Annotated in this window: 27 protein-coding genes and 2 tRNA genes; 23 read left to right on the top strand and 6 right to left on the bottom strand. The window is 28.0% G+C overall.

Annotated features, from left to right (window positions below):
• Nucleotides 1-59: 59 nt before the first annotated feature.
• Nucleotides 60-1142 (top strand): glycine cleavage system aminomethyltransferase GcvT, encoded by a 1083-nt coding sequence (gcvT, locus tag JEY78_RS13685; protein ID WP_291852495.1) that lies wholly within the window; start codon nucleotides 60-62, stop codon nucleotides 1140-1142.
• A 49-nt stretch (nucleotides 1143-1191) separates the two neighbouring features.
• Here gcvT and JEY78_RS13690 read toward each other — a convergent pair whose 3' ends face one another.
• Nucleotides 1192-1737, bottom strand: coding sequence for a 1-acyl-sn-glycerol-3-phosphate acyltransferase (locus tag JEY78_RS13690; RefSeq protein WP_291852498.1), 546 nt, complete (start codon nucleotides 1735-1737; stop codon nucleotides 1192-1194).
• A 91-nt stretch (nucleotides 1738-1828) separates the two neighbouring features.
• On the opposite strand from JEY78_RS13690, the gene rmuC reads away from it, so the two are divergent.
• A complete protein-coding gene (gene rmuC, locus JEY78_RS13695) occupies nucleotides 1829-3151 on the top strand; it encodes a DNA recombination protein RmuC (protein WP_291852504.1) in 1323 nt (440 codons plus the stop codon).
• A 38-nt stretch (nucleotides 3152-3189) separates the two neighbouring features.
• On the opposite strand, the gene JEY78_RS13700 is transcribed toward rmuC, so the two are convergent.
• Both JEY78_RS13700 and glyA read right to left on the bottom strand, forming a co-directional pair.
• Nucleotides 3190-3900, bottom strand: coding sequence for a peroxiredoxin (locus JEY78_RS13700; protein WP_291852509.1), 711 nt, complete (start codon nucleotides 3898-3900; stop codon nucleotides 3190-3192).
• A gap of 161 nt (nucleotides 3901-4061) precedes the next feature.
• On the bottom strand, nucleotides 4062-5336 hold the full coding sequence (glyA, locus tag JEY78_RS13705) for a serine hydroxymethyltransferase (protein ID WP_291852512.1): 1275 nt from the start codon (nucleotides 5334-5336) through the stop codon (nucleotides 4062-4064).
• Nucleotides 5337-5456: 120 nt separating this feature from the next.
• On the opposite strand from glyA, the gene fahA reads away from it, so the two are divergent.
• Both fahA and JEY78_RS13715 read left to right on the top strand, forming a co-directional pair.
• Entirely contained in the window at nucleotides 5457-6752 is a 1296-nt protein-coding gene (fahA, locus tag JEY78_RS13710; protein ID WP_291852514.1) for a fumarylacetoacetase, read from the top strand.
• Nucleotides 6753-6854: 102 nt separating this feature from the next.
• Complete coding sequence (locus JEY78_RS13715) at nucleotides 6855-8045, top strand: hypothetical protein (protein ID WP_291852517.1); 1191 nt, start codon at nucleotides 6855-6857, stop codon at nucleotides 8043-8045.
• A gap of 151 nt (nucleotides 8046-8196) precedes the next feature.
• Here JEY78_RS13715 and ytxJ read toward each other — a convergent pair whose 3' ends face one another.
• Nucleotides 8197-8535: a bacillithiol system redox-active protein YtxJ gene (gene ytxJ / locus JEY78_RS13720; RefSeq protein ID WP_291852520.1), complete on the bottom strand. Its 339-nt coding sequence runs from the start codon at nucleotides 8533-8535 to the stop codon at nucleotides 8197-8199.
• Nucleotides 8536-8667: 132 nt separating this feature from the next.
• On the opposite strand from ytxJ, the gene clpB reads away from it, so the two are divergent.
• The 8 genes from clpB to JEY78_RS13760 all read left to right on the top strand — a co-directional run bounded on the left by clpB (nucleotide 8668) and on the right by JEY78_RS13760 (nucleotide 16245).
• Nucleotides 8668-11256, top strand: coding sequence for an ATP-dependent chaperone ClpB (gene clpB, locus JEY78_RS13725; protein WP_291852523.1), 2589 nt, complete (start codon nucleotides 8668-8670; stop codon nucleotides 11254-11256).
• Between the two features lie 192 nt (nucleotides 11257-11448).
• Nucleotides 11449-11877, top strand: a complete 429-nt coding sequence (locus JEY78_RS13730) for an Hsp20/alpha crystallin family protein (RefSeq protein ID WP_291852526.1) — start codon at nucleotides 11449-11451, stop codon at nucleotides 11875-11877.
• Nucleotides 11878-12032: 155 nt separating this feature from the next.
• The gene (locus JEY78_RS13735) at nucleotides 12033-12536 is read left to right on the top strand and encodes a histidine phosphatase family protein (RefSeq protein WP_291852529.1); all 504 of its coding nucleotides are present in this window, start codon (nucleotides 12033-12035) and stop codon (nucleotides 12534-12536) included.
• A gap of 80 nt (nucleotides 12537-12616) precedes the next feature.
• A complete protein-coding gene (gene smpB / locus JEY78_RS13740) occupies nucleotides 12617-13075 on the top strand; it encodes an SsrA-binding protein SmpB (protein ID WP_291852533.1) in 459 nt (152 codons plus the stop codon).
• A 5-nt stretch (nucleotides 13076-13080) separates the two neighbouring features.
• Nucleotides 13081-13989, top strand: a complete 909-nt coding sequence (locus tag JEY78_RS13745) for a geranylgeranylglycerol-phosphate geranylgeranyltransferase (RefSeq protein ID WP_291852535.1) — start codon at nucleotides 13081-13083, stop codon at nucleotides 13987-13989.
• Nucleotides 13990-13991: 2 nt separating this feature from the next.
• On the top strand, nucleotides 13992-14573 hold the full coding sequence (locus JEY78_RS13750) for a Maf-like protein (protein WP_291852539.1): 582 nt from the start codon (nucleotides 13992-13994) through the stop codon (nucleotides 14571-14573).
• A 50-nt stretch (nucleotides 14574-14623) separates the two neighbouring features.
• Complete coding sequence (locus JEY78_RS13755; RefSeq protein WP_291852541.1) at nucleotides 14624-15577, top strand: transketolase C-terminal domain-containing protein; 954 nt, start codon at nucleotides 14624-14626, stop codon at nucleotides 15575-15577.
• A 50-nt stretch (nucleotides 15578-15627) separates the two neighbouring features.
• Entirely contained in the window at nucleotides 15628-16245 is a 618-nt protein-coding gene (locus JEY78_RS13760) for an outer membrane beta-barrel protein (RefSeq protein ID WP_291852544.1), read from the top strand.
• A gap of 65 nt (nucleotides 16246-16310) precedes the next feature.
• Here the strand turns inward: JEY78_RS13760 and JEY78_RS13765 are convergent, their stop codons facing one another.
• Nucleotides 16311-17108, bottom strand: coding sequence for an FKBP-type peptidyl-prolyl cis-trans isomerase (locus JEY78_RS13765; protein ID WP_291852547.1), 798 nt, complete (start codon nucleotides 17106-17108; stop codon nucleotides 16311-16313).
• Between the two features lie 80 nt (nucleotides 17109-17188).
• On the opposite strand from JEY78_RS13765, the gene JEY78_RS13770 reads away from it, so the two are divergent.
• Genes JEY78_RS13770 through JEY78_RS13785 form a run of 4 tightly spaced genes read left to right on the top strand, consistent with a single transcriptional unit; the run spans nucleotide 17189 to nucleotide 19432 of the window.
• Nucleotides 17189-17560: an RNA-binding S4 domain-containing protein gene (locus JEY78_RS13770; protein ID WP_291852549.1), complete on the top strand. Its 372-nt coding sequence runs from the start codon at nucleotides 17189-17191 to the stop codon at nucleotides 17558-17560.
• Nucleotides 17547-18335 (top strand): SDR family oxidoreductase, encoded by a 789-nt coding sequence (locus JEY78_RS13775; protein WP_367158788.1) that lies wholly within the window; start codon nucleotides 17547-17549, stop codon nucleotides 18333-18335. Before JEY78_RS13770 ends, JEY78_RS13775 begins: the two co-directional genes overlap by 14 nt.
• A 5-nt stretch (nucleotides 18336-18340) precedes the next feature.
• Nucleotides 18341-18928, top strand: a complete 588-nt coding sequence (locus JEY78_RS13780) for an SAM-dependent methyltransferase (RefSeq protein WP_291852552.1) — start codon at nucleotides 18341-18343, stop codon at nucleotides 18926-18928.
• Nucleotides 18929-18934: 6 nt separating this feature from the next.
• Nucleotides 18935-19432, top strand: coding sequence for a phosphoribosyltransferase family protein (locus JEY78_RS13785; protein ID WP_291852554.1), 498 nt, complete (start codon nucleotides 18935-18937; stop codon nucleotides 19430-19432).
• Here the strand turns inward: JEY78_RS13785 and JEY78_RS13790 are convergent.
• A complete protein-coding gene (locus JEY78_RS13790; protein ID WP_291852557.1) occupies nucleotides 19422-19940 on the bottom strand; it encodes a shikimate kinase in 519 nt (172 codons plus the stop codon). The two genes, JEY78_RS13785 and JEY78_RS13790, sit on opposite strands and share 11 nt — an antisense overlap.
• 122 nt (nucleotides 19941-20062) lie before the next feature.
• Between JEY78_RS13790 and JEY78_RS13795 the strand changes: the two genes are divergently transcribed.
• From JEY78_RS13795 to JEY78_RS13825, 7 genes are all read left to right on the top strand, one after another.
• Nucleotides 20063-20135 (top strand) — tRNA-Lys (locus JEY78_RS13795).
• A 43-nt stretch (nucleotides 20136-20178) separates the two neighbouring features.
• Nucleotides 20179-20263, top strand: a tRNA-Leu gene (locus JEY78_RS13800).
• 138 nt (nucleotides 20264-20401) lie between these two features.
• On the top strand, nucleotides 20402-20782 hold the full coding sequence (locus tag JEY78_RS13805; RefSeq protein ID WP_291852560.1) for a hypothetical protein: 381 nt from the start codon (nucleotides 20402-20404) through the stop codon (nucleotides 20780-20782).
• 128 nt (nucleotides 20783-20910) lie between these two features.
• A complete protein-coding gene (locus tag JEY78_RS13810; protein ID WP_291852563.1) occupies nucleotides 20911-21399 on the top strand; it encodes a hypothetical protein in 489 nt (162 codons plus the stop codon).
• A 269-nt stretch (nucleotides 21400-21668) separates the two neighbouring features.
• Nucleotides 21669-23507, top strand: coding sequence for an ATP-binding protein (locus JEY78_RS13815; protein WP_291852566.1), 1839 nt, complete (start codon nucleotides 21669-21671; stop codon nucleotides 23505-23507).
• Between the two features lie 18 nt (nucleotides 23508-23525).
• Nucleotides 23526-24317, top strand: a complete 792-nt coding sequence (locus JEY78_RS13820) for an NAD-dependent epimerase/dehydratase family protein (protein ID WP_291852569.1) — start codon at nucleotides 23526-23528, stop codon at nucleotides 24315-24317.
• A 63-nt stretch (nucleotides 24318-24380) separates the two neighbouring features.
• The gene (locus JEY78_RS13825; protein WP_291852572.1) at nucleotides 24381-25205 is read left to right on the top strand and encodes a carboxypeptidase-like regulatory domain-containing protein; all 825 of its coding nucleotides are present in this window, start codon (nucleotides 24381-24383) and stop codon (nucleotides 25203-25205) included.
• Nucleotides 25206-25382 lie beyond the last annotated feature (177 nt).

Consider the following 25382-nt stretch of genomic DNA (forward strand, 5'->3'; position numbering starts at 1 on the left):
TAAGTTAATACTATTTCAATTATTGAATAATTAGTATTTTTGTTTCAAATTTATATTAAATGAAAAATACAGCATTAACACATATTCATGAATCTTTAGGGGCTAAAATGGTACCTTTTGCTGGTTACAACATGCCAGTACAATACGAAGGAATTAATATTGAACACGAAACTGTTAGGAATGGCGTAGGTGTTTTTGACGTTTCTCATATGGGAGAATTCTTTTTAAAAGGAGAAAATGCTTTAAAATTGATTCAAAAAGTCACATCTAATGATGCTTCTTTGTTACACGATGGCAAAATTCAGTATAGTTGTATGCCAAATAAGGATGGTGGGATTGTTGATGATTTATTGGTGTATAGAATTGGAAATGAAGAATATATGTTAGTTGTGAACGCATCAAACATTGAAAAAGATTGGAACTGGATTTCTAAACACAATGAATTTGGTGTTGAAATGATTAATAAATCAGATGAATATTCTTTATTGGCAATTCAAGGACCAGATGCAGCAGAAGCGCTGCAACCTTTAACCAAGTTGGATTTATTTAATATGAAATATTACAATTTTGCAATTGGAACTTTTGCTGGTATTGAAAATGTACTTGTTTCGGCAACTGGTTATACTGGATCTGGTGGTTTTGAGATTTATATTAAAAATAAAGATGCAGAACATATTTGGAATGAAGTTTTTAAAGTTGGTAAGAAATTTGGTATTAAGCCTATTGGTTTGGCAGCAAGAGATACTTTAAGATTAGAAATGGGATTTTGTTTGTATGGAAATGATATAAATGATACAACATCGCCTATTGAAGCAGGTTTAGGTTGGATAACAAAATTTACTAAAGACTTTATTAATTCTGAAAATATAAAAAATCAAAAAGAAACTGGTGTAACAAAAAAATTAGTTGCTTTTGAAATTTCTGACAAAGGAATTCCTCGTCACGGTTATGAAATTGTAACTGAAAATGGGGATGTAATTGGTGAAGTTACTTCTGGAACTATGAGTCCATCGCTTAAAAAAGGTATTGGTATGGGTTATGTTGCAAAAGAATTTTCAAAAATTGGAACAGAAATATTTATTCAAATTAGAAATAAATCAATTCCTGCAGTGGTAGTAAAATTACCATTTTACAAGGGATAAACTATAACTGAAAATAAAAAAAGGAACAAAATTTTGTTCCTTTTTTTGTTTATAAATTAAAATTCTCAGGAATTTTACCTTTAACACCGCTATAAAATTTATAAAAGTGATTAAAATCATTTTCCATTGAGTTCGTTAAATAATACGGTTCTGCAATTTTCACTTCCTTTTTACCAAAATCTAAGGTTGCCATAACTATTGGTACCTTAGCTCCTTTTGCTATATAGTAAAAGCCCGTTTTCCATTCATCAATTCTTTTTCTCGTTCCTTCTGGCGATAATGCTAAAACAAAATTTTCTTTTTCATTAAAAACATTTACAATTGCTTGAACTTTATTTGTGCTTTCACTCCTATTTACAGGAGTTCCTCCTAACCATCTAAAAATAAATCCAAACGGAGGTTTAAATAGTGATGCTTTACCAATATAATTAATAGGTGCTTGCTGAATCCATTTTGTTAAAATTCCTAAAGGAAAATCTTGCCAATGCGTATGTGGAGCAGCAATAATTACATATTTTTTTAAATTTTTTGGAAAATATCCATCAATTTTCCACCCTAAAATAGTAATAAGAAAAAATTTTGCAAATAATCTCATAATGTTGTTAATATCTCCCTTCTTATTTTTTAAATAGGAGTTAATATGGCAAATATAAAAATACTAATTTAGTAAACTAATTAAATTTAAAATGTCAGCAACTTTTTTATACTTTTTAATTGCCCTAATTTGTTTAATTATAGGCTTTATTATTGGTAAATTACTCACTAAAAATACCTTAGAAAAACGTACTTCGGAACTTGAAATAAGAAATAAACTTTTACTTGAAGAAAAAGAAACTAATAATTTTAATTTCAATGCTTTAGTTGAAGAAAAAAGCATATTAAATAAAGAGAAGCACGAAATTGATTTATTGTACAATCAAAAAATTTCCGACCTTAAAAACTTAGAAGAAAAGTTACAAGAAAATAAAAATGAAGTAGAAAAATTACAAGAAAAATTTTCTAAAGACTTTGAAATATTAGCAAATAAAATATTAGAGGAAAAATCATCAAAATTTACAGAACAAAATAAAGAAAACTTAAAAAACATATTAAATCCACTTCAAGAAAAAATACAAACTTTTGAGAAAAAGGTGGAAGAAACTCATAAAGAAAGTATTGATTATCACGCAGCTTTGCGTCAACAAATAGTTGGTTTAAAAGATTTAAATCTTCAAATGAGTAAAGAAACTGTTAACCTAACAAAAGCATTAAAAGGTGACAGTAAAATGCAAGGTAATTGGGGTGAATTAGTTTTAGAACGTGTTTTAGAAAAGTCTGGATTAGAAAAAGATAGCGAGTATTTTGTTCAGCAAAGTTTTATAAATGATGAAGGAAAACGCATTTTGCCTGATGTGGTAATTCACTTACCAGATGATAAAAAAATGATTATTGACTCAAAAGTATCATTAACGGCTTATGAGCAATATGTTAATGCAGAGAATGATACCGAAAAAGCACATTTTATTAAAGAACATGTTAATTCTTTAAAAAGACATATTGAGCAATTAAGCGATAAAAAATATGAAGATATTTACAAAATAGATTCTCCAGATTTTGTGTTGCTTTTTATACCAATTGAACCGGCGTTTGCTGTGGCTTTAAATAACGACAATCAATTATATAACAAGGCTTTTGAAAAGAATATTGTAATTGTGACTCCTACTACTCTTTTGGCAACTTTACGCACCATTGATAGTATGTGGAATAATGAAAAACAACAACGAAACGCTATTGAAATTGCATTACAAGCTGGCAGATTGTATGATCAGTTTGTGAACTTAACTGATGATTTAATTAAAGTGGGAAACCAATTAAAGACGGTGCAAGGTTCTTATGATGGTACAATGAAAAAACTTACAGGTACTGGCAATTTAATTAGAAAAGTTGAAAGCATTAGAAAATTGGGCGCCAAAGGAACGAAAAACTTTAACGATAAATTACTAGAACGTGCTGAAGAAGATGATGACTAAAACATAAAAGCCCACTTAAAAAGTGGGCTTTTAATAGATTACTTCTTAAGTATTTTGCTTAAAACTAATTCTTTATCCATTTTTTTGGTACAGAAATACCAATCTTTACAATCCATATCTTCTTTACCTTGCATTCTATTTTCGGCAGCTCCGCAAGAACCGGCAGGGCCAATAATTACATCATCACCAGGTCTCCAATCCGCTGGAGTTGCAACACCAAAAGCATCTGCAGCTTGCAATGCAACAACAACTCTATAAATTTCATCAAAATTTCGACCTAAACTTAAAGGATAGTAAATAATTGCTCTTATAATTCCTTTCGGATCAATAAAAAATACAGCTCTTACAGCTTGTGTTGCAGCCTCATTTGGTTGCACCATACCATATTTATTAGCTACATTCATTGTAATATCTTCAATTAAAGGAAATTTAACTTCAACGTTTTTCATTCCCTTATATTCAATTTTATCTTTTATAGAACGCAACCAGGCAATATGACTATACAAACCATCAATAGATAAACCAACCAATTTGCAATTAGCTTTTAAAAATTTATCTTCCATAGTTGCAAACGTCATAAATTCTGACGTACAAACCGGAGTAAAATCTGCTGGATGACTAAATAATATAACCCAATCTCCTTTATAATCATTTGGGAAATGAATATTTCCTTGTGTAGTAACTGCTTTAAATTCAGGAGCCTTATCTCCTATTCGTGGCATTGATGTAATTTCTTGTTGTGTTTCCATTTTAATAAGTTTATAATTTAATAATGTATAGACCATACATTAACAATTAAAATTACTCAAAACACATTTAAAGATTGTAACTAAAATCACTTACATTAGTTAAAACTAGGTTAAAAAAAATCCCGCTAAAAGCAGGATTTTTTTATGTTTTTTTTAAAGAATTAAAATTTAAATAATGGTCTGTGAGACATCATTTCATTTACTTTTTCAGCAACTGCCTCTAAAACTTCATCATTTTCAAAATTCTGAATTACTTCATCAATTAATTCAACAACAGCAACCATATCGGCTTCTTTTAAACCTCTAGTTGTAACTGCAGCAGTTCCAACTCTAATTCCTGAAGTTACAAATGGAGATTTGTCATCAAAAGGTACCATATTTTTATTTACAGTAATTTCTGCTTTTACTAAGGCATTTTCAGCATCTTTTCCGCTTAAATTTTTATTCCTTAAGTCAATTAACATACAGTGATTATCAGTTCCTCCTGAAATAATTTGGTAACCTTTACCTACCAATGCTTCTGCCATTGCAGCTGCATTTTTCTTAACTTGAATTTGATAATGTAAAAAATTATCTGTTAATGCTTCACCAAAAGCAACAGCTTTAGCTGCAATAACGTGCTCTAATGGTCCACCTTGATTTCCTGGAAAAACAGCAGAATCAATTAAACTTGACATTTTTTTAAGATTTCCATTTTTTAATTTTAACCCAAATGGATTGCCAAAATCTTTTCCAATCATTATAATTCCACCACGTGGTCCACGTAAAGTTTTGTGAGTTGTAGTAGTTACAAAATGACAATGAGGAATTGGATCATTTAAAATACCTTTGGCAATTAAACCTGCTGGATGAGAAATATCAGCTAATAATAACGCTCCTACTGAGTCTGCAATAGCTCTAAATCTTTTAAAGTCTATATCTCTAGAATACGCTGAAGCACCTGCTATTATTAATTTTGGTTTTTCAATATTAGCAGTTTCCTGAATTTTATCATAATTTAAAACTCCTGTTTCTTTATCTACCCCATAAAAAGAAGTTTTGTATAATTTACCTGAAAAGTTAACTGGAGAACCGTGCGTTAAATGCCCACCGTGCGATAAATCAAATCCTAAAATTTTATCTCCAGGATTTAAAACTGCTTGATAGACCGCTGCGTTTGCTTGAGATCCTGAGTGAGGTTGAACATTTACATATTCAGCACCAAATAATTCTTTAGCTCTATCAATGGCAATTTGCTCAACAACATCTACAACTTCACAACCACCATAATAACGTTTATTAGGATAACCTTCAGCATATTTATTTGTTAAAACAGAACCCATCGCTTCCATAACTTGTTCACTTACAAAGTTTTCTGAAGCAATTAATTCCAATCCATTTATTTGTCTTTCTTTTTCGTCTTGAATTAAATCGAAGATAATTTGATCACGTTGCATTGTTGTTTAATTTTATAAAAGTTAAAATAATGGCAAAAATACTAATTTCATTTTGCATTTAACAAGAAACTTCTATATTTGGTAAGAATATATAAATAACTATTTAAATAGTTCATAATTATGCAAATTTCAGCAAATAATCCAACTAGAAAATCGTGGCTACCAGTAAGTGAAGGTGATGATTTCCCAATTCAAAATATTCCTTTTGGTGTATTTTTAACAAAAGATGATATTATAACAATAGGTACAAGAATAGGTGAATATGTAATAGACTTAGGGGCTTTTCACCAATTAGGTTATTTTAAAGGTATTCCTTTAACTGATGATATGTTTATGCAAGATTCGTTAAATGATTTTATTTCAGACGGAAGAAAAACTTGGAGATTGGTTAGAAATAGAATTGCAGAAGTATTTGATGCCAAAAACCCTGCTTTACGAGACAACGCCAAACATAAAGAAGTTATCATATTTAATATAAATGACGTAGAAATGTTATTACCAATAAATGTTGGTGATTACACCGATTTTTACTCTAGCAAAGAACATGCAACAAATGTTGGCTTAATGTTTAGAGGAAAAGAAAACGCTTTAATGCCAAACTGGTTACACGTTCCAGTTGGTTACCATGGTAGAGCATCTTCTATTGTAGTTTCTGGAACTTCTATAAGAAGACCTTACGGACAAACATTACCGCAAGGTGAAGAAAATCCAATTTTTGGACCTTCACAAAGAGTTGATATGGAGTTAGAAACTGCTTTTATTACAACCGATGTAAATAACTTAGGTGAACCAGTTCCTGTGGATGAAGCAAGTGAATACATTTTTGGAATGGTGCTTTTTAACGATTGGAGTGCGCGTGATATTCAAAAATGGGAATACGTGCCATTAGGTCCATTTATGGGTAAAAACTTTGCTTCAACAATGTCTCCTTGGATTGTAACTATGGATGCTTTAGAACCTTTTAGATGCGAGGGTCCTAAAAAAGATTTTAAACCACTTCTCTATTTACAACAAAAAAGAAAAGATGCTAGCTACGATATAAAATTACAAGCATTCTTAGAGACTGAAAAAGGTGAAGCTAATTTATTAACCGAAACCAATTTTAAATACATGTATTGGTCTATGTCTCAACAATTAGCACATCATACGGTGAATGGTTGTAATGTAAGAGCTGGAGATTTAATGGGTAGTGGAACAATTTCTGGTCCAGACAAAACTAGTTTAGGATCTATGTTAGAATTAACTTGGGGAGGTAAAGAACCAATAAAATTAAAAGATGGAAGTAATAGAACATTTTTTAATGATGGAGATACTGTTACTTTAAAAGGCTATTGCGCAAAAGATAATGTTAGAATTGGTTTTGGTAATTGCTCTGGAAAATTATTACCACCTGTAAAATATAAATTTCCAATTTAAATTCAAAAAAAATAATTACAAAAAGCTCTTTTTACAAATTAAAAAGAGCTTTTTTATTTACATTTGGCATTGTAATTGTATTCTCCTATTTAAAACATATTTATGGTAAAAAAACAACTCCTATTAGCACTAATTATTACCATTTCAAGTTGCTCAAGTATTAAAAAAACACAAGAAGCAATTAACTTTGGTAATTACGACCAAGCTATACAAATAGCTGTTAAAGAACTAAGAGAAAATAAAACTAAAAAAGGCAATCAAGATTATGTGGTAATGCTTGAAGAAGCTTTTGAAAAAGCAACTGCTAAGGATATTGAAAACATCACTTTTTTAAAAAAGGATGGTAATCCTTCAAATTTAGAAATTATTTACAACAAGTATTTAAATTTAAAAAACAGGCAAGAATTAATTAAACCATTACTTCCTTTGCCTATTCACAATAAAGGTAAGAATGCTAAATTTTCGTTTTCAGATTATACTAATGATATTTTAGCAACCAAAACAAAACTATCTGACTATTTATATGGAAATGCTAAAAATTTATTAAAAGTATCATCAAACAAAGAAGATTTTAGAAGTGCTTTTGATGATTTAAATTACTTAGATAAAATAAATCCGAATTTTAAAGATGTTCGTAATCTAATAGAAGAAGCGCATTTTAAAGGAACTAATTTTGTGTATGTGAGTCTTCAAAATAAATCGGACAAAGTAATTCCAATCCGTTTAGAAGAAGATTTATTAAATTTTGACACCTATAAATTAAACGATTTATGGACTGTTTATCATAATTACAAACAGCCAAAAACTATCTACGATTTTGAAATTGAAATTAATTTTAGAGAAATCAATATTTCACCAGAACAAATTAAAGAAAAACAGGTTGTTAAAGAAAAACAAGTTGTTGATGGCTGGAAATATTTAATTGATAAAAATGGTACTACTGTAAAAGATAGTTTAGGAAAAGCTATTAAAGTAGACAAATACAAAACCATTGTTTGTAAAGTTGATGAAATTACGCAGTTTAAATCGGTACAAGTAGTTGGGCAAATCAAATATATAGATTTAATTACCAATCAGTTAGTAAAAAGTTTTCCTTTAGCAAGTGAATTTATTTTTGACCATAGGTACGCTACCTATTCTGGAGATAAAAATGCGCTGGAGCAAGAATATTTAAATTTATTAACGTATAAATTTGTGCCATTCCCAAGTAATGAGCAAATGATTTATGATACAAGCGAAGACTTAAAAAATAAAATTAAAAGTATTGTAAGTCAAAATAAAATATATCATTAAACGTACATTCGTTTAAAAAGAAGGCTGTTTAAAAAGTAAAATTTCGTCAACCTGAACTTGATTCAGGTTCTCATAATAATTGACAATCAATATGTTGGGATTCAGAAATAAATTCAGAATGACGTTTTTAATTTCTTTTTAAACAGTTTTTTTATTTCTTCAACTGAATTTTTAAACTCTCAACAGAAATATCTCCGTGAGTAGAACTATAAATTACTTTACCATTTTTTAATAACAACAATTGTGGAGATTGATGCATTACATTAAAATCGACCGCAATATTATTTGATATTTCTCTAAAATTCAGCAAATCTAAATAATACATAGTTATTTCAGATTCGGGTATATCAAATTCACGCTCAAAATTTTTCAAAACCATTCTACTAATTCCACAACGTGTGCTATGTTTAAAAATAGCTATAGATTCATTTTCAACAGTTGCTTTTATTGCTTCTAATTGTTTGTTATTTGTTAGGTTTACCCAATTCATAATAGTTCATTTTTTAAAGTCAAAATGTCTGTAAACTCCTAAAATACAAGACAAAATGGCTTATTTCAAGCATTTATGCAATGTGGAATATTTTTTGACATTACAAATATAGAAACAAAAAAAGAATACGTTATGAACTTTAATAAATTTACAATAAAATCGCAAGAGGCTATTCAAAAAGCACAACAACTTGCAGAAAGTTACGGACACCAACAAATAGAAAATTCACACATTTTAAAAGGAATTTTTGAAGTTGACGAAAATGTAATTCATTTTATTTTTAAAAAATTAGGAATTAATATTGAATTACTTAAAACATTAATAGATAAAACTTTAGAAAGTTACGCTAAAGTATCTGGAGGAGATATTTCATTATCAAGAAATGCTTCAAAAATGTTGAATACTGCAACCGATGAAGCTTCAAAAATGAAGGATGAATTTGTATCTATTGAGCATTTATTATTAGCTCTTCTAAACACAAAAGATACTACATCTCAAATTTTAAAAGATCAAGGAGTTACTGAAAATAATTTAAAAATAGCTATTGATGAGTTACGAAAAGGAATTAATGTTACATCACAAAGCGCTGAAGAAACTTATAATTCACTAAATAAATATGCTAAAAATTTAAACCAATTAGCAAAAGAAGGAAAATTAGATCCTGTAATAGGTAGAGATGAAGAAATTAGAAGAATTCTTCAAATTTTATCTAGAAGAACTAAAAACAATCCGATGTTAGTTGGTGAACCTGGAACAGGTAAAACTGCCATTGCAGAAGGGTTAGCACATAGAATTGTAAAAGGCGATATTCCAGAAAACTTAAAGGGTAAACAAATTTATTCTTTAGATATGGGAGCGCTTATTGCAGGTGCAAAATATAAAGGGGAGTTTGAAGAACGTTTAAAATCTGTTATAAAAGAAGTAACTTCTGCTGAAGGTGAAATTGTACTTTTTATTGATGAAATTCATACTTTAGTTGGTGCTGGCGGTGGACAAGGCGCAATGGATGCGGCTAATATTTTAAAACCCGCATTGGCAAGAGGTGAATTGAGAGCCATTGGTGCAACAACATTAGATGAATATCAAAAATATTTTGAAAAAGATAAAGCACTAGAACGTAGATTTCAAAAAGTAATGGTAAATGAACCAGATACAGAAAGTGCTATTTCTATTTTGCGTGGTATTAAAGAAAAGTATGAAAATCATCATAAAGTACAAATTAAAGATGATGCCATTATTGCAGCAGTAGAATTGTCACAACGCTATATTTCTAATAGATTTTTACCTGATAAAGCCATAGATTTAATGGATGAAGCAGCTGCTAAATTACGTATGGAAATTAATTCAAAACCTGAAGAATTAGATGTTTTGGATCGTAGAATTATGCAAATTGAAATTGAAATTGAAGCAATAAAACGAGAAAATGATGAGAAAAAATCAGCTAGCTTAAAAGAAGAATTGGCTAATCTAAAAGAAAAAAGAAACGAAATTAATGCCAAATGGGTCAGTGAAAAAGAACTGGTAGACAATATTCAGGCTAGTAAAGAAGCAATTGAAAACTTTAAGTTAGAGGCTGAACGTGCTGAACGCGAAGGTGATTATGGAAAAGTTGCTGAAATTAGATACGGTAAAATAAAAGAAGAACAAGAAAAACTAGATATTCTTCAAATAGAATCAAACGAAAATCAAAGCACAGCGCTTATAAAAGAAGAAGTTACTAGAGATGATATTGCAGAAGTTGTTGCAAAATGGACAGGTATTCCAGTAAGTAAAATGCTGCAAAGTGAACGAGAAAAACTACTGTTATTAGAAGATGAATTACACAACAGAATTGTTGGTCAAGAAGAAGGAATAGCAGCTGTTGCTGATGCCGTAAGACGATCAAGAGCAGGTTTACAAGATTCAAAAAAACCTATTGGTACATTTTTATTTTTAGGCACAACTGGAGTTGGTAAAACAGAATTAGCGAAAGCTCTGGCAGAATATTTATTTGATGATGAAAATTCGTTGACACGAATTGATATGAGTGAATATCAAGAGCGTCACTCTGTTAGCAGATTAGTTGGTGCGCCTCCTGGATACGTAGGTTACGATGAAGGCGGACAATTAACCGAAGCTGTTAGAAGAAAGCCTTATTCTGTTATTTTATTAGATGAAATTGAAAAAGCACATCCAGATACTTTTAATATATTATTACAAGTGTTAGATGAAGGTAGATTGACAGATAACAAAGGAAGATTGGCAGATTTCCGAAATACTATTATAATTATGACCTCAAATATGGGTTCTCAAATTATTCAAGAGCGTTTTGAAAAAATGGACATGAAAAATAGAGATGCAATTACAGAAAGCACAAAATTAGAAGTAGTTGCATTATTAAGACAAACCATTCGTCCAGAATTTTTAAATAGAATTGATGAAATTGTAATGTTTACACCATTAAATGAAAAAGAAATTAAGCAAATTGTAAAACTACAGTTAAATGGTTTAATTAAAATGCTGAAAGCACAAGATATTCATATTGAATATACAGAAGATTTAGTGGATGCTTTAGCTATAAAAGGATACGACCCACAATTTGGTGCTCGTCCTGTAAAAAGAGTGATCCAAAAAGAAGTTTTAAATGAATTATCAAAAGAAATTCTTTCAGGAAGAGTAACAGCAACCAGTCATATTTTACTAGATGCTTTTGATGAAAAAATTGTGTTTAGAAATAAATAATTTAATTAATTTTTTTGATAAAACCGACACGTAAAGCTGTCGGTTTTTTTTATTTATACAGCTGGTTGTCAGTTGCATAATGTCATTTTTTCAGTTATTATGTTAGATTGACATTTAATTTTAAATTGGCATTTATTTTGTAATTATTTGTTTAAAATTAAAATTATTGTTTAACCTTAAAATTATAAAATTATGTTAGTAAAAACATCAGGTATTCCTGTAATACCAACAATATTCGATGATTTCTTTAGAGATTGGTCTAGTACTAATTTTTCAAGAACAAATACAACTTTACCAGCTGTAAACATTAAGGAAGATGATGATCAGTTTTTAGTAAAAGTTGCAGTTCCTGGAATGGATAAAAAAGATTTTAATATAAATCTTGATAACAATATTTTAACTATTCAATCTGAAAAAGAAGTTGAAAATAATGATGAAAATGAAAATTATACTAGAAAAGAATATAGTTATCAATCCTTCAAAAGAAGTTTTACATTACCTAAAAATGTTGTAGATAGTGAAAAAATTGAGGCTAACTACATTAATGGTGAGTTGCAAATTACAATTCCAAAATTAGAAATTGCAAAGCCTAAACCTTTAAAACTTATTGAAGTTCACTAATTTTATTTTTCAGCTATAAAATTTGAAAAAAGCGCAGTTAAATTTAACTGCGCTTTTTTATTCTTCTCAAAAATAGATCAATTGTACATTTAATTAAAAAATATATTTAAAAAATAAAAAAATGCTTTACTTTCATATTCTAAAATTTACTTGAAATGAAAAAACTGCTAATTTTAATTATACTTCTTAGTTCAATTTCTTTGTATTCTCAAGAAAAAAAACCTACTACTTATTATTTTATTCGTCATGCTGATAAAGTGTTGAAAGCTTCTGTTCAAAATCCTGAATTAACAAAAAAAGGTAAAAAGAGAGCAATATTTTGGAGTGAAGTATTTGACCACGTTAAGTTTGATATGGTTTTTTCAACTAATTTTAAAAGAACTGTTGCAACTGCAGCACCTAACGCTAAAAGAAAAGGTTTAAAAATTCAATTATATGATCCTAAAAATGGTTTATCTAAAGATTTTCTTGAAAAAACAAAAGGCAAAACAGTTTTAATTGTTGGGCATAGCAATACAATTCCTGGGTATGTTAATAAAATTATCAACAAAAAAAAATATTTAGATATCTCAGAATCAAATTATTCTAACCTATATATTGTTACAATTTCAAACCAAGAATCAAATAATATATTACTAAAAATACCATTTCAAAATTAATAATTATTGTACAAAACAAATTGTTTATACCTAACCAGAGATACTAATAATTTTATAAATTGTAGTACATTTGCAACTGTATGCAAAAGAATATCAACATAAAAAATAAAAAAGCTCGTTTTGAATACGAGATTTTAGATAAATATATAGCAGGCATTCAATTAACTGGAACTGAAATTAAATCTATTCGTGAAAGTAAAGCACGAATTACTGAAAGTTTCTGTGAATTTAATGAAAAGGGGGAATTATTTGCCATAAATATGTATATAGAAGAATATTTGTACGGACATGCTTTTAACCACAGCCCAAAAAGCGAACGGAAACTTTTATTAAATAAAAACGAATTAAAAAAACTTTATAAAGAAGTTCAAAATATTGGTTTAACAATAGTTCCATTGCGTTTATTTTTAACCGAAAAAGGTTGGGCTAAATTAGAAATTGCACTTTGTAGAGGTAAAAAGAATTACGATAAACGTGAAAATATTAAAACTCGTGAGAGTAAAATAAATTTAGATAGAATAAAAAAGAATTTTAATTAAATAGAATGCAGTTATCCGCTTTTTTAAATTTAATAAGATGGAAAAACCTACTGCTTATTGTATATATACAAACTGTAATTAAATATTTATTTTTTCCTAATTTTTCAATTGCTACAAACCTAAACCACTTTTATTTTTCAATATTTTTGCTGGCTATTTTATGCATTACAGTAGCAGGCTACATTATAAATGATATTTTAGATGTTGAAACTGATAAAATTAATAAACCAAGCAAGGTATTTATTACCACAGTTTTTACTGAAGAAAATGCCCGAAAATGGTATTTATATTTAAACACATTTGGCATTGGTTTAGGAATACTTATTAGTTTAAAAATTCAAAAACCATATCTTTCTTTTATATTTATTGGAACTGCCCTACTACTCTATTATTATTCTAAAAAATTAAAATCACTTCCACTAATTGGCAATTTTATTGTTGCAGTTTTGGTTGCAACTAATGTACTTATTTTAGTAATATTTGATTTAAATATGACTGAATATAATCCAAATTACAATTTTGTAATTACCACTATTTTAATAATAGCATTTTTTGCTTTTTGTATTAATTTAATTAGAGAATTAATTAAAGACATAGAAGATATAGATGGCGATTATAAATTGAAAATGAACACATTACCAATTTTAATTGGTAGAAGAAGAACAAAGAGTATAATTACAATACTTTGTGCTTTTTCACTGCTCTTATTAGTGTTTTTTAGTACCATTTTCGCGTCTGAATATAAAATTATTTCTTTGTATACTATCGCTTTTATAATAATTCCAATGTTTTATATTACATTAAAAATAACCAAAATTAAATCCAAAAAAAAGCTTCATAAAATAAGTTCTTTATTAAAATTAGTGATGTTTTTTGGAATCAATATTTTTATAATTCTATATTTTACAAAATAAATATGCTTGCAGAAAAATTTAAAAATAACACCATAATTCTTGCTTCTGCTTCACCTCGCAGACAAGAATTATTTAAAGAATTACAAATTCCTTTTTCAATTGATGTCAAATCTGTTGAAGAAGTTTATCCAACTAATTTAAAGGGTGAAGAAATTACCCATTATTTAGCAATTTTAAAAGCAACCGCTTTTGATTCAAGTATTTGTGAAAACGATATTATCATCACTTCCGATACTATTGTTTGGCTTGATAAAAAGGCTTTAGAAAAGCCTAAAAACACCAATGAAGCTATTAAAATGCTTCAAAAATTATCAGGAAAAAGCCATCAGGTAATAACTTCTGTTTGCATAAAAACTATTTCAAAGCAACTAGTATTTTCAGATAATACAATAGTACATTTCAAAAAATTAAGTTCTGAAGAAATAAATTTTTATGTTGAAAATTACCATCCTTTCGATAAAGCTGGAGGTTACGGAATTCAAGAATGGATAGGGTTTATAGGTGTTACAAGTATAGAAGGAAGCTATTTTAATGTTATGGGCTTGCCTGTTAACAAATTATATGAAGAATTAAAAAAATTCTAGGAAGTACTCATTAATTATCATTATTTTTGAACCGTTTTAATAAATAAAAAATGAAAAAATACACATTTACAGAAAAGAAAGATACTAGATCGGGATTTGGAGCAGGATTAGCTGAATTAGGAAGAACAAATCCTAATGTTGTTGCATTATGTGCCGATTTAATTGGTTCATTAAAGATGGAAAAATTTATTGAAGAAAATCCAGAACGATTTTTTCAAATTGGTATTGCAGAAGCTAATATGATTGGTATTGCGGCAGGTTTAACTATTGGAGGTAAAATTCCATTTACAGGAACTTTTGCAAACTTTTCAACAGGAAGAGTGTATGATCAAATTCGTCAAGCTGTTGCATATTCTGATAAAAATGTAAAAATATGTGCATCTCACGCAGGTTTAACATTGGGTGAAGATGGTGCAACACACCAAATTTTAGAAGATATTGGATTAATGAAAATGTTGCCAGGTATGACGGTAATTAATACGTGTGATTACAACCAAACAAAAGCAGCAACCATCGCAATTGCAGAACATCATGGTCCAGTTTATTTACGTTTTGGCCGTCCGGTTGTCCCTGTATTTATGCCAGAAAATGAAAAGTTTGAAATAGGAAAAGCTATTCAATTAACAGAAGGAAAGGATGTTACCATTGTTGCAACAGGTCATTTAGTTTGGGAAGCATTACAAGCGAGTGAGCAATTAGAAACTTTGGGAATAAGTGCTGAAGTTATTAACATTCATACTATTAAACCTTTAGACGAAGAAGCAATTTTAAAATCAGTTGCTAAAACTGGTTGTATTGTTACCGCCGAAGAACATAATATTATTGGAGGTTTAGGAGAAAGCGTTTCAAGAGTTTTGGTTCAAAACAGTTTAGTTCCTCAAGAATTTGTTGCAGTAAATGATAGTTTTGGAGAATCTGGAACACCAGCACAATTAATGGAAAAATATAAATTAAACGATAAAGCTATTATTGAAGCTGTTCAAAAAGTAATTGCAAGAAAATAAAGGCATAGTTATTGCGTTTAAAAAGTAGTTTAACAATAAAATTAAATCTTATGAGGAAAAAAATTCTATTAGTAACAACTGCTTTATTATTTTTTGTTGTTACCATTCAGGCCCAAAGTAATTTTGGTTTAAAAGCAGGATTAAGTTACAACTCAAATGGTGATTTGAGTGAATTTACTACCGAGGCAAATTCAATTATTAAAGATAAAGGGAAAGGAAAATCTGGTTATAATGTTGGTATTTACGGCAAATTAGATTTAGGAAGTATTTTTATTAGACCTGAATTGGTTTATACAAAAACCACTAGTGAATATGAATTAAATTCAAGCACCAATGATTTTGAACTTTCAAAAATTGATGCTCCAGTACTAATTGGTGTTGAATTAATTGGCCCTTTAAGTGTGTTTGCTGGCCCGTCTTTTCAATATATTTTAGACAACAATTTAAATGGTGTTGATATTGATAAAGTTGAAAATGAATTTACAATGGGAATTAATATTGGTGCCAGTGTAGAATTTGGTAGATTAGGAATTGATGTAAGATATGAAAGAGGTTTAAATGAAAATGAAGCGAAATTTGCGAACAACAATGCTAATTTTAAATTAGATACAAGGCCAGAACAAATTATTGTAAACTTATCATTTAGTTTAACAAAAACCAATAAATAAATTATTACAAATACAAGCAAAAAAAAAGCTTCTCAATTGAGAAGCTTTTTTTTGTTATCTTAATCTTAATTATCTTTATCTAAATAATTTGGAATTCCATCATTATCATCATCATCAGTTAAACTTTCATTTTTAGTTAATATACCATCTCCATCATCATCAATATCAAGATAATTAGCAATTCCATCACTATCTGTATCATCATTTTTCACATCACCATCACCATCAATATCTTCATTAATTGATAAAATTCCGTCATTATCATGGTCTGCAAAATTAACATCGTGTAATTCAATTTTAAAAACTAAAGGTGAATTTTCTGGAATAATACTTTGTGCATTATTTGCATACGCTAGCCCTGAAGGAATAAATAAATAACCTTCTCCATAATTATCAAAATAAAAAGATTCATCTGTATTAACAACTTTAGCTCCTCCTTTAAATTTAGTGAAACCATAGCTCCAACCATCTATTAAATTAGTTAAAGAAAACCAAGTTAAACTACTACTAGAATCAAAAACAACACTATCTAAAGTCATTCCTACGTACTTAGTTAAAATAGAATCTGGTCTTTTAGGTGAAACTGTAGTTCCTTCATTTTCAATTAAATAATACAACTTATAAGAGATATCATTTTTAGAAACTGTCATCACATCAACTTGATTCATTAAAGGAGTTTCTCCATTTTCAATAGTCCATATAGCTCCATCATCATTTAAATAATGTGATTGCAAATATTCAATTAAACTAGTATCATCAATTTCAGCTTGAGCTGCAGCATCAAAATTAGCTTTATCATCCTTACCACAAGCAAATATTAGCAAACCAAAAGTTACTATAAAAAATATACTTTTTATTTTCATTTAAATTGTTTTTTAAGGAGCGCAAGATACTATTTTCATACCTTTGGAAAAAGAGAAAAAGTAAATTTTAACTTTTATATATGAGAATTGATAAATATTTATGGTGTATCCGTTTTTATAAAACTAGAAGTATTGCTACGGAAGCATGTAAAAAGGGTCATGTTAAAATAAATGGAGATAGTATTAAACCTTCAAAAACAGTTTTTAGCGGCGAGAAATTAACCGTTAGAAAAGATCAAATTAACTACCAAATACAGGTTTTAGACTTACCAACAAGCAGATTAGGTGCTAAACTTGTAGATTTATACCGTAAAGATATTACACCACCGGAAGAATTTGAAAAATTAGAATTATTAAAATATTCTAAAGATTTTTACAGAAAAAGAGGTGCTGGAAGACCAACAAAAAAAGATAGACGAGATATTGAAGATTTTAGTGATGATGAAAATTAATTTACAACATAAAAAAGCACTTATTGGTGGAAGTACACAAGGTTTAGGTAAAGCAATTGCTATAGAATTAGCGCGTTGTGGTGCATCTGTCACTTTAATGGCTAGAAATGAAGTGAAATTACAATTGGTTTTAAATGAATTAGATACTAGCTTAAATCAACAACATCAATATTTAGTAGTTGATTTTTATGATTTCACTTCATTTGAAAAAATTACAACTACTTTTTTTAAAACTAACACAGTTGACATTTTAGTTAACAACACCAATGGTCCGGAAGCTGGAGGAGTAATGCATAAGGAAATAAATGATTATCAAAAAGCATTTGATTTATTGTTTAAAACAACTACTCATTTAACAATGTTGGCAATTCCGCAAATGAAGTTAAATAAATTTGGTAGAATTATAAATACAGCATCACTTTCTGTAAAAGTTCCACTACCCCATTTAATACTTTCAAACACTATTAGATCGGCAGTTGTAATGTGGGCTAAAACCTTATCATTAGAAGTAGCATCATTTGGAATAACTGTTAATAATATTTTAACCGGAATTTTTGACACAGAAAGAATTCAACAATTAAATGAATTTCAGGCCAAAGAAAAGCAAATTTCTATTGAAGAAAATTTTAAATTAATAACAAATGATATTCCTGTAGGAAGATTAGGTAAGCCAGAAGAATTCGGTTATTTAGTTGCTTTTTTAGCTTCTGAATATTCGGCTTACATTAATGGTGTAAATTTGCCTATTGATGGTGGATTAATAAAATCTATTTAAAAAAAATGAATACAAGATTTACAAAAGAATATTGGGAAAATAAATATAGTGAACAAGCTACAGGTTGGGATATTGGTTACGCCTCTACTCCACTTACAACCTACTTTAACCAACTTACAAATAAAGATTTGAGGATATTAATTCCTGGCGGTGGAAATTGTTATGAAGCAGAATATTTATTTGAAAATGGTTTTAAAAACGTATTTGTTATTGATATTGCATTACAACCATTAAAAAATTTAAAAAAGCGTTTTCCAGATTTTCCGGAACATCATTTAATACACGATGATTTTTTTAATCATACCGAAACGTATGATTTAATAATTGAACAAACCTTCTTTTGTGCTTTAGACCCCTTTTTAAGAACTGCATATAGCAATAAAATTTATGATTTGTTAACTGATAAAGGAAAAGCAATTGGTTTATTATTCAATTTTGAATTAACTGAAGATGGCCCGCCATTTGGGGGAAGTATTGTTGAGTACCTTAAATTGTTTTACGAAAAATTCTCAATAAATATTTTAGAAAGATGTTATAATTCCATAAAACCTAGAGATGGAAGAGAATTGTTTTTTATCTTTGAAAAAAATTAAATTACCATGGATAGTTCTATCATTTTAACAAACGAGGAAATTCAAAATAAAACTAGAAGAATTGCCTATCAAATATACGAAACTAACAGTAACGAAAAAGAAATTATAATTGCTGGTATTAATGGCAACGGCTATGTTTTTGCACAAAATATAGTTAAAATATTACAAGATATTTCCACTATTAAAATTGTATTATGTGAAGTTAAAATTGATAAAAAAAATCCATTAAAACAGATTTCAACAAACATACCAGCAAGTGACTATAAAAACAAAGCCTTAGTACTAGTTGATGATGTTTTAAGTTCTGGAACCACATTAATGTATGGAATTAAACATTTTTTAGAAGTGCCCTTAAAAAGGTTTAAAACAGCTGTACTGATTAATAGAAATCATAAAAAATATCCGGTAAAAGCTGATTTTAAAGGAATTTCATTATCCACATCCATGCAAGAGCATGTTGCTGTAATTTTTGAAAATAATAAAGCATATGCTACTATTGAATAATTAACAATTCTTGTATAGTTTTAGCTACTTCACTTATAGATTTATCATTTACTGAAATTGTAAAATTTGCCCTTTCATAAAATGGATTTCTTTCAAACAAATGTTTAGCTATAAATTCTTTTAAATTGTTTTCACCCAAAGTTGCAACCAAAGGTCTTTTTGAAGTTTCACCAATCAACCTTTCATAAATAGTATTTATTGATGCATTTAAATAAAATGATATTGCGTGTTTTTCAATAATTTCTATATTATTTCCGTAACAAGGTGTTCCACCACCCAATGAAATACTAATATTTTCATTTAAATTTAATAATTCTTTTAAAAATTCACCTTCCTTAATTCTAAAATAAATTTCACCTTTTGTTTTAAATATTTCAGAAATAGTTAGCTCCTCTTTTTTTTCTATAAATTCGTCTAAATCAATAAATTGCATATTCAATTCTTTTGCTAATAATTTTCCAACAGCTGATTTTCCACTTGCCATATAGCCTAATAAAACAACTTTCATATACCTAATTTTGAGCTTTAAAAATTAAAAAAACAAATATCGGTTAAAAAACAACATAAAAAAACTTGTCATATATAACTATTGGTTATATATTTGCACTCGCAATTGCGAAAAGGAAGAATGACCTGGTAGCTCAGTTGGTAGAGCACCTCCCTTTTAAGGAGGTGGTCCTGGGTTCGAGCCCCAGCCCGGTCACAAAAGGTCAAGCCAAGCGCTTGACCTTTTCTTTTTAAAATAAGCGCGTGTGGCGGAATTGGTAGACGCGCCAGCTTGAGGGGCTGGTATTCGCTTAGAATGTGCTGGTTCGAATCCAGTCACGCGCACTACAAACAAATAAGTAAATTCACCAAGAAAACAACTTAAACGCCAATTTAATTTACTAATAGTCAGATTTTTACTTTTTTTTATAAAAAAAATATTTTTTTGATTTTTTTAACTAAAAAACTACATACATTTGCTTTATGAAAAAATGGATTTTTATAATTGTAATTTTTATACTTTCTGCAAACTACTGTTTTGCAATAGATGGTATTTATGAAATTACACAAAAGAAGTCCACAACTGATCATACTCAAATTAGTAAACTTCAAGAATTTACAAATTTTTCTTATAAAGGTTCTACTATAACAACATCAATTACTGAAAATGAAAGCTCTTTTCAAGAATCCACTCAATTTCAGTTTTCGAATTTTAAAAATAACCCTAATAATTTTTCAAATTTTCTAAAAATAACTGAAGGAATTTATTCAAGTACATTCTCTCAATACTCTGCTGCTTTTAATAATATTTTAATAAAGCCTAGAAAAGTAGATATTATTTTCCCATTCCATTATTTCTGGTAGTTTTTTTATACTCTTAGTGATTAAATTTAAAAGGCTAAAATTAACTAAACACTAGTATTAAGTGTGTTATATTAACTTTTAAAATTATTGATTTTAAAAATAGTATAAAACAAATAAACACATTTACAATGGATTCAAGTACAATAATAATAGGTATAATAATGGTTGCGCTTTGCTCTTTACCTTTTATCCTTTCAGGAAGTAATAGAACAAAAAATGAAGGAAAAATAAAAAATTCAATTTTTGAATTGGCTCAAAAAAACAACACAACTATATTACAAAATGACTTTTGGTTTAAATCTGCAATTGGTATTAATACTAATAGCAATGAATTATTTTTTTATAGAAAAATAAAAGATATTGAAACGTCTGAAATAATTCAATTAGCAGAATACCAAAAATGTAAAGTTGTTAAATTAAATGATAATAGCAATCATATAGAATTGTTACAAATAGTTTTAGTGCCAAATTCTTCAAATAAAGCAGAAACAGTATTAGAAATTTATAATGCGGAATTTAGTCCTCAATTAAATAATGAAGTAAAAATAATTGAAAAATGGTCTAAACTAATTAATGATTCTATAAACACTTCAACAAAAATTAAGAAAGCAGTTTAAATACAACCAGAGCACATCTTAGAATATTATTATATCTCTTATTTGTGCTCTAAATTATCTTCAATTTTTATTTTCTTTATTTTTAGATTTTTAATTACCTTAATTATTAGTTAGCTGATATAAGTCAAGAGTTAATTCAATTTTATTTCGGAACTTTGCATTTATTTTTTATACAAAAACCCTTGCAATATTAAAAAATTGAATACTAGTTGTTTAAAAGCCCCTATTCTTAACTTTTTACCTCAAGTATATTTGTTAAACTATAATAAATGAATTCTAAAAATCAAAGTACTGAGGAAATGATTTATAATAAAATAACGTTATCATTTCCAAAAGAAAAAGAACTTTTATATAGAAAAGAATACTTTAATGATTCTCTTCTACAATTAAGAGTTGCCTTAATTATACTTGCTATTTTATATGGCTTGTTTGGTTTTCTTGACTTTCAAATATTTCCTGAATATGCAAATACATTTCTTAAAATTAGATTTTTAGTTGTAATTCCAACTATTTTAATTGTATTAATAGCTTCATTTACCAAGCTTTTTAAAAAATACTGGCAACCGCTACTTCTTATTTGTGCCATAATTGGTGGAACTGGGATAAGTGTAATGACGATGTTTGAACCTGAAAACTATTCTTATTACGCTGGTTTAATGCTTATTTTTTCTGCCGGATATTTTTTTATTAAACTTCGCTATTTTTATGCATCTATTTCAGGCTGGAGTACTTTACTAATTTTTAACATATTAGCTATATTTTTTGTAGAAGCCCCTATCATTGTTTTAATTACTAATAATTTCTTTTTTATTAGCGCTAATCTTATTGGTATGTTTGCCAGTTATAATATTGAGTTACAAAAGAGGCGTAATTTTTATTTAAAACAAAAGATTGATATTGAAAAATTAACTATTCAGAAATTAAACAAAAACTTAGAAAAAACTGTTGAGGAAAGAACAAAACAATTTGTAATTGCAAAAGAAAATGCCGAAAAAAGCGATAAATTGAAATCTGCTTTTTTAGCAAATATGAGTCATGAGATTAGAACTCCTATGAATGGAATTCTTGGATTTTCATCATTATTACAAGAACCTCATTTATCAGGTGAAAAGCAACAACAATACCTACAAATTATTGAAAAAAGTGGTAAAAGAATGCTTAATATAATAAATGATATTATTGACATCTCTAAAATTGAAGCTGGATTAATAAATGTTTCCTTAAAAAACCTAGATATTAATAAGCAAGTAGATTATATATATTCATTTTTTAAAATTGAGGCCGAAAGTAAAGGTCTACAACTTTCTTTAGTGAAATCATTGGCAGATAGTGAAGCCATCATAATATCTGATCCCGATAAATTTTCTGCAATTCTTTCTAATTTAGTTAAAAATGCCATTAAATATACTTCAGAAGGTTCAATTGAATTTGGATATCATAAAAAAGGAAATAGTATTGAATTTTTTGTGTCTGATACTGGAATTGGCATTCCAAAAGACAAACAAGATGTTATTTTTGAAAGATTTATTCAAGCCGATATTTCTGATAAAATGGCTAGACAAGGTGCTGGATTAGGATTATCTATTTCTAAAGCATTTATAAAAATGCTTGAAGGAAATATTTGGGTTGAAAGTATTGAAGATAAAGGTAGTACCTTTTATTTTAGCTTACCTTATACTAATAAAACATCTAATTTAATTTCTGAAAAGAATGAAGCTGACAAATTAATTAACCAAAATTTAGCGCTAAAAATACTAATTGCCGAAGACGATGAAATTTCATCTTCGCTATTATCAATTTTAGTTAAAAATATAAGTAGAGAAATTATAACTACAGTTTCTGGTAAAGACACCGTTGATATTTGTAGACAAAACGCAGATATTGATCTCATCCTTATGGATATTCAAATGCCTAATTTAAACGGATTAGAAGGTACAAAACAAATTAGAAAGTTTAATAAAAATGTAATTATAATTGCCCAAACGGCATTTGGACTTTCTGGAGATAAAGAAAAATCTATGAAAGCTGGTTGTAATGATTATATTTCAAAACCAATTAATAAAGATAATTTATTTTCCTTAATTCAAAAATACTTTAAAAATAATTAAGTTTGTACAAAAAACATTTTGAACAAAACAATTAGCATTTTAGGTTGTGGTTGGTTGGGATTTCCAACAGCAAAACAACTAATTAAAAACGGTTATGCTGTAAAAGGATCTACAACGTCTGAAGATAAAATTAAAAATTTTGAAGAGCAAGGAATTATACCTTACTTAATTTCATTAGAAAATTTAAATTCTTCAAAAATTTCAACTTTTCTAAATTCAGAAATACTTTTAATTGCTTTACCTTCAAAAAATATAGATGGATTTAAAAAATTAATTGAGGCAATCAATACATCAACTATAAAAAAAGTTATTTTCATTAGTTCAACCTCTGTTTATGCTGAGGAAAATAAAATTGTTACAGAAAAAGAATCTTTAAATCCTTCTGCACTTTTAGAAATTGAAAACCTGTTTATTAATAATAAACAAATTGAAACAACTGTTTTACGGTTTGCAGGTTTATTTGGCTACAATAGAAAACCGGGCAATTTTTTCATGAATGGCAGAATTATCCCTAATCCAAAAGGATTTGTAAACATGATTCATCAAGACGATTGTGTGCAAATATTATTAGAAATAATTTATAAACAAATTTTGGGTGAAATTTTTAATGCCTGTGCAGATACACACCCAAATAGAAGAGAATATTATATAAAAGTTAAAAAAGATATAGGAAATGAAGCACCTGTTTTTAACGAAACGGAAAAAGCTCCTTTTAAAATAGTGTCTAACAAAAAATTAAAACAATTTTTAAATTATTCTTTTAAATATCCAGATCTTCTAAAAATTGATTATAATTCACCTTTAATATAATATTTTACCTGCTTTTTTAATTATAATTAACAATAATTTATAAGATTAATAGTAATATTGCATATGATGAAAAAACTAATTTACATAGCCATATGTATTATTTCTTTTGAAGGAATTTCTCAAGAAATAAAATTAAAAGATAGCTTAAAACCTACTAACATAACGTTTCCATTAATAGGACAAATTGTTAATCATGCGGACAAAACACCTTTAAACTATGCTCATTTATTTAATTTAAACAGTGTTGTTGGTACAGTTACAAATGATGATGGTAATTTTGAAATTCCTACCGCCGTAAATGATACTTTATATATTTCATATTTAGGTTTTCAGTCAATAAAACTTAAAATAACGAATGACTTATTAAAAGGAAATCAATTAGTGATTGAACTTCATGAAAAAACAGAGCAAATGAAAGAAATTGTGGTAAAATCACATAAACTAATTGGTGTTTTAGAAATTGATGCTAAAAATGTTCCTAAAGATAAATATGCTCGTATTCATATAAACGGAGTTCCACAAACATATGAAGTTGGGGTGAAACAAGCTAAAAGTTATAATTCAGCTGTTGATGCATTATTTAGACCTATTGATTTTATTTATAATAAGTTTGGTAAAAAACCACAACAATTGGCTAAACTAAAAAAACTTCGTGATCAAGATGAGTTAAGAACCTTATTAGAAACAAAGTTTAATAGAGAGCTTATGATGGAATATTTGGAAATAAATGAAGAAGAGTTAAATGAACTTTTAAATGAATGTAATTATTCCGATTATTTTATAAAAGAAGCAAGTGATTTACAGCTTATTGAAGCAGTTCTTTTGTGCTATGAAAATTACAAAGCAATAAAAAAAGGAAGTACAATTAAAGAAAAAACGAAACAATAATATTATTATCTATTCGTAAATTGCAATAAAAATTATAAAGTATAATTTTATACTTTAATAAAAATAAAAAGCCTGATAAATTTACTATCAGGCTTTTGTATTAAAAATGTCCCGTCCTAAAATAAGTTGACACAAAATCAACTTATTATGTATTATTCAGAGAAACCGCTTAAGAAG

The sequence above is a fragment of the Lutibacter sp. genome (genome assembly GCF_016342705.1).
Lineage (GTDB): Bacteria > Bacteroidota > Bacteroidia > Flavobacteriales > Flavobacteriaceae > Lutibacter.